Origin of the sequence: Mitsuaria sp. GD03876 (assembly GCF_029840635.1) — a bacterium.
In the GTDB taxonomy this organism is placed as follows: domain Bacteria; phylum Pseudomonadota; class Gammaproteobacteria; order Burkholderiales; family Burkholderiaceae_C; genus Roseateles.
On the sequence record NZ_JAOCCU010000094.1, the window covers coordinates 1 to 5,689 of the forward strand.

Annotated in this window: 2 tRNA genes and 3 rRNA genes; all 5 read left to right on the forward strand. The window is 53.1% G+C overall.

Annotation, left to right across the window (positions count from 1 at the left end):
- The first annotated feature begins 304 nt into the window (after positions 1-304).
- The 5 genes from N5D62_RS28245 (at position 305) to rrf (ending at position 5,639) form a co-directional block, all read left to right on the forward strand.
- Positions 305-1,833 (forward strand): 16S ribosomal RNA (locus tag N5D62_RS28245).
- Positions 1,834-2,016: 183 nt separating this feature from the next.
- A tRNA-Ile gene (locus tag N5D62_RS28250) sits at positions 2,017-2,093 on the forward strand.
- An 18-nt stretch (positions 2,094-2,111) separates the two neighbouring features.
- A tRNA-Ala gene (locus N5D62_RS28255) sits at positions 2,112-2,187 on the forward strand.
- Positions 2,188-2,479: 292 nt separating this feature from the next.
- Positions 2,480-5,362: ribosomal RNA gene (locus N5D62_RS28260) — 23S ribosomal RNA — on the forward strand.
- Positions 5,363-5,526: 164 nt separating this feature from the next.
- Positions 5,527-5,639, forward strand: a 5S ribosomal RNA gene (rrf, locus tag N5D62_RS28265).
- The 16S, 23S and 5S rRNA genes sit together here with 2 tRNA genes alongside, the layout of an rRNA operon.
- Positions 5,640-5,689: the final 50 nt, after the last annotated feature.

The window sequence follows — 5,689 nt, forward strand, 5'->3', positions numbered from 1 at the left end:
GGTTTTCATTTGGCGGCGAGATTCTCGCAGTCGACGATGAAAATAATTTCGCTGACTGCTTGACGAATTCAAAAAGAATCGTTCATAATCTCGCTTCTGCGCTGTTGACGACAAGTCAGCGACGCGACGAAGCAAAGGCGAGTAGCGCAAGCGAAAGTGGCTTCGATGTTCTTTAAGAATTTACAGCCGATAAGCGTGGGCGTCTGGACGAGCGACCTGAGAAGGTTAAATCGCTAGATGCTCACGGAAAATGAATGAAGCTATGAAAGTAGTCTTTGTTCGATTCCGTTGAGAATTCAAGATCGAACTGTAGAGTTTGATCCTGGCTCAGATTGAACGCTGGCGGCATGCCTTACACATGCAAGTCGAACGGTAACGCGGGGCAACCTGGCGACGAGTGGCGAACGGGTGAGTAATGTATCGGAACGTGCCCAGTCGTGGGGGATAACTGCTCGAAAGAGCAGCTAATACCGCATACGACCTGAGGGTGAAAGCGGGGGATCGCAAGACCTCGCGCGATTGGAGCGGCCGATATCAGATTAGGTAGTTGGTGGGGTAAAGGCTCACCAAGCCAACGATCTGTAGCTGGTCTGAGAGGACGACCAGCCACACTGGGACTGAGACACGGCCCAGACTCCTACGGGAGGCAGCAGTGGGGAATTTTGGACAATGGGCGCAAGCCTGATCCAGCCATGCCGCGTGCGGGAAGAAGGCCTTCGGGTTGTAAACCGCTTTTGTCAGGGAAGAAAAGACTCCTGTTAATACCGGGGGTTCATGACGGTACCTGAAGAATAAGCACCGGCTAACTACGTGCCAGCAGCCGCGGTAATACGTAGGGTGCAAGCGTTAATCGGAATTACTGGGCGTAAAGCGTGCGCAGGCGGTTATGCAAGACAGATGTGAAATCCCCGGGCTCAACCTGGGAACTGCATTTGTGACTGCATGGCTAGAGTACGGCAGAGGGGGATGGAATTCCGCGTGTAGCAGTGAAATGCGTAGATATGCGGAGGAACACCGATGGCGAAGGCAATCCCCTGGGCCTGTACTGACGCTCATGCACGAAAGCGTGGGGAGCAAACAGGATTAGATACCCTGGTAGTCCACGCCCTAAACGATGTCAACTGGTTGTTGGGAGGGTTTCTTCTCAGTAACGTAGCTAACGCGTGAAGTTGACCGCCTGGGGAGTACGGCCGCAAGGTTGAAACTCAAAGGAATTGACGGGGACCCGCACAAGCGGTGGATGATGTGGTTTAATTCGATGCAACGCGAAAAACCTTACCTACCCTTGACATGCCAGGAATCCTGCAGAGATGTGGGAGTGCTCGAAAGAGAACCTGGACACAGGTGCTGCATGGCCGTCGTCAGCTCGTGTCGTGAGATGTTGGGTTAAGTCCCGCAACGAGCGCAACCCTTGTCATTAGTTGCTACGAAAGGGCACTCTAATGAGACTGCCGGTGACAAACCGGAGGAAGGTGGGGATGACGTCAGGTCATCATGGCCCTTATGGGTAGGGCTACACACGTCATACAATGGCCGGGACAGAGGGCTGCCAACCCGCGAGGGGGAGCTAATCCCAGAAACCCGGTCGTAGTCCGGATCGCAGTCTGCAACTCGACTGCGTGAAGTCGGAATCGCTAGTAATCGCGGATCAGCTTGCCGCGGTGAATACGTTCCCGGGTCTTGTACACACCGCCCGTCACACCATGGGAGCGGGTTCTGCCAGAAGTAGTTAGCCTAACCGCAAGGAGGGCGATTACCACGGCAGGGTTCGTGACTGGGGTGAAGTCGTAACAAGGTAGCCGTATCGGAAGGTGCGGCTGGATCACCTCCTTTCTAGAGAATGACGAGACCGTCAGGCTGCTTCGGTGGCCGGATCGAGTCGAGTCCACACAAGCGAGTTCAGCGCGCCCACACTTATCGGCTGTAGACACACAACAGTAGAGTGAATATCGCGTGAGCCTGGCGAGCTGGCCTTGCTGGGTTGGCGCGAGAGACAGGGTCACGCACGAGATGCGTGGGTCTGTAGCTCAGTCGGTTAGAGCACCGTCTTGATAAGGCGGGGGTCGCTGGTTCGAATCCAGCCAGACCCACCACGAGGATCGAGAGATCTTGGGGGATTAGCTCAGCTGGGAGAGCACCTGCTTTGCAAGCAGGGGGTCGTCGGTTCGATCCCGTCATCCTCCACCAGTTCACTTACATCGGTTGGCAAACCACAGCAGCGGGCAAACGCTGTTGTGGTTTGCCAGTCTCGACTTTTTAGTCGGCTGTTGTTCTTTAACAATTCGTAGAGTCGAATCAGCGTTGCTGGCGGAAAGCTCCTGCAAGGGAGCACCGTGCCGCCAGCGACATTTGATTGCGTCAACAAACTTCAACTCTGAAAAGAGTAGAAATTGAAGAACGGCGAACGCGTGATACTCAATAAATGCTCAAGTTGTTGAGCATCTGTCCTTGACGGCATCTGAGGATGTCAAAGTTATAGGGTCAAGTGACTAAGTGCATGTGGTGGATGCCTTGGCGATTACAGGCGACGAAGGACGTGATAGCCTGCGATAAGCTTCGGGGAGCTGGCAAATAAGCTTTGATCCGGAGATTTCCGAATGGGGAAACCCACCTCGTTTAGAGGTATCGCACACTGAATACATAGGTGTGCGAGGCGAACCGGGCGAACTGAAACATCTCAGTAGCTCGAGGAAAAGACATCAACCGAGATTCCGAAAGTAGTGGCGAGCGAAATCGGAGTAGCCCTCGTGTTTTAGCAGTTGGCATATCAGAACGGAATGGAAAGTCCGGCCATAGCGGGTGATAGCCCCGTATGAGAAATGTCGATTGTGGAACTAGGCACGAAAAGAGTAGGGCGGGACACGTGAAATCCTGTCTGAACATGGGGGGACCATCCTCCAAGGCTAAATACTCGTAATCGACCGATAGCGAACAAGTACCGTGAGGGAAAGGCGAAAAGAACCCCGGGAGGGGAGTGAAATAGATCCTGAAACCGCATGCATACAAAAAGTAGGAGCCCGCAAGGGTGACTGCGTACCTTTTGTATAATGGGTCAGCGACTTACATTCAGTGGCGAGGTTAACCGAATAGGGTAGCCGTAGAGAAATCGAGTCCGAATAGGGCGAATTAGTCGCTGGGTGTAGACCCGAAACCAGGTGATCTATCCATGGCCAGGATGAAGGTACCGTAACAGGTGCTGGAGGTCCGAACCGACTAGTGTTGCAAAACTAGCGGATGAGCTGTGGATAGGGGTGAAAGGCTAAACAAACCTGGAGATAGCTGGTTCTCTCCGAAAACTATTTAGGTAGTGCCTCAAGTATTACCTTCGGGGGTAGAGCACTGTTTAGGCTAGGGGGTCATGGCGACTTACCAAACCTATGCAAACTCCGAATACCGAAGAGTACAGCTTGGGAGACAGAGCACCGGGTGCTAACGTCCGGACTCAAGAGGGAAACAACCCAGACCGCCAGCTAAGGTCCCTAAAATTGGCTAAGTGGGAAACGAAGTGGGAAGGCTAAAACAGTCAGGATGTTGGCTTAGAAGCAGCCATCATTTAAAGAAAGCGTAATAGCTCACTGATCGAGTCGTCCTGCGCGGAAGATGTAACGGGGCTAAGCCAGTTACCGAAGCTGCGGATGCACAGTTTACTGTGCGTGGTAGGAGAGCGTTCTGTACGCCTGTGAAGGTGGGTCGTGAGGCCTGCTGGAGGTATCAGAAGTGCGAATGCTGACATGAGTAGCGTTAAAGGGGGTGAAAAGCCCCCTCGCCGAAAGCGCAAGGTTTCCTACGCAACGTTCATCGGCGTAGGGTGAGTCGGCCCCTAAGGCGAGGCAGAGATGCGTAGCTGATGGGAAACAGGTCAATATTCCTGTACCGATCAATAGTGCGATGTGGGGACGGAGAAGGTTAGCTCAGCCGGGTGTTGGATGTCCCGGTTCAAGCCTGTAGTCGTGCTCGGTAGGCAAATCCGCCGGGCTTAGATGAGGGGTGATAACGAGTCTGCTTGCAGACGAAGTGAGTGATACCCTGCTTCCAGGAAAAGCCACTAAGCTTCAGCTATTGACGACCGTACCGCAAACCGACACTGGTGCGCGAGATGAGTATTCTAAGGCGCTTGAGAGAACTCTGGAGAAGGAACTCGGCAAATTGACACCGTAACTTCGGAAGAAGGTGTGCCTTTAGTAGGTGAAAGGGATTTACTCCCTCAGCCCAATGAGGCCGCAGAGAATCGGTGGCTGCAACTGTTTATTAAAAACACAGCACTCTGCAAAGACGAAAGTCGACGTATAGGGTGTGACTCCTGCCCGGTGCTGGAAGATTAAATGATGGGGTGCAAGCTCTTGACTGAAGTCCCAGTAAACGGCGGCCGTAACTATAACGGTCCTAAGGTAGCGAAATTCCTTGTCGGGTAAGTTCCGACCTGCACGAATGGAGTAATGATGGCCACACTGTCTCCTCCAGAGACTCAGCGAAGTTGAAATGTTTGTGATGATGCAATCTCCCCGCGGAAAGACGGAAAGACCCCATGAACCTTTACTGTAGCTTTACATTGGACTTTGAACAGATCTGTGTAGGATAGGTGGGAGGCTTTGAAACCTGGTCGCTAGATCAGGTGGAGCCAACGTTGAAATACCACCCTGGTGTGTTTGAGGTTCTAACCTTGGCCCGTTATCCGGGTTGGGGACAGTGTATGGTGGGCAGTTTGACTGGGGCGGTCTCCTCCCAAAGTGTAACGGAGGAGTTCGAAGGTACGCTAAATACGGTCGGAAATCGTGTTGATAGTGCATTGGCATAAGCGTGCTTGACTGCGAGACTGACAAGTCGAGCAGGTACGAAAGTAGGACAAAGTGATCCGGTGGTTCTGTATGGAAGGGCCATCGCTCAACGGATAAAAGGTACTCTGGGGATAACAGGCTGATACCGCCCAAGAGTTCATATCGACGGCGGTGTTTGGCACCTCGATGTCGGCTCATCTCATCCTGGGGCTGTAGCCGGTCCCAAGGGTATGGCTGTTCGCCATTTAAAGAGGTACGTGAGCTGGGTTTAAAACGTCGTGAGACAGTTTGGTCCCTATCTTCCGTGGGCGCTGCAAGATTGAGAGAGCCTGCTCCTAGTACGAGAGGACCGGAGTGGACGCACCTCTGGTGTATCGGTTGTCACGCCAGTGGCATCGCCGAGTAGCTAAGTGCGGAAGAGATAACCGCTGAAAGCATCTAAGCGGGAAACTCGTCTCAAGATGAGTCTTGCCGGGGCCTAGAGCCCCCTGAAGGGTCGTTCAAGACCAGGACGTTGATAGGCTGGGTGTGGAAGCGCAGTAATGCGTTAAGCTAACCAGTACTAATTGCCCGTGCGGCTTGACCCTATAACTTTGATAGTCCAGGCGACTTCAAAGACAGGTGTCACGCAGATCGATTCCCATCGATCGAAACCGTTCTTCAAACCTGAAGACGCAATCAAATTCAAAGCTGATTTGACTCTACCGAATTGGGCCCGCTGTCCCTTGTCGACAGCAGCCAACCAGTCAAGCCTGATGACCATAGCGAGTCGGTCCCACCCCTTCCCATCCCGAACAGGACCGTGAAACGACTCAGCGCCGATGATAGTGCGGATTCCCGTGTGAAAGTAGGTCATCGTCAGGCTAATATCCCGCGAACCCCTCGCTCAGCAATGAGCGAGGGGTTTTGCTTTT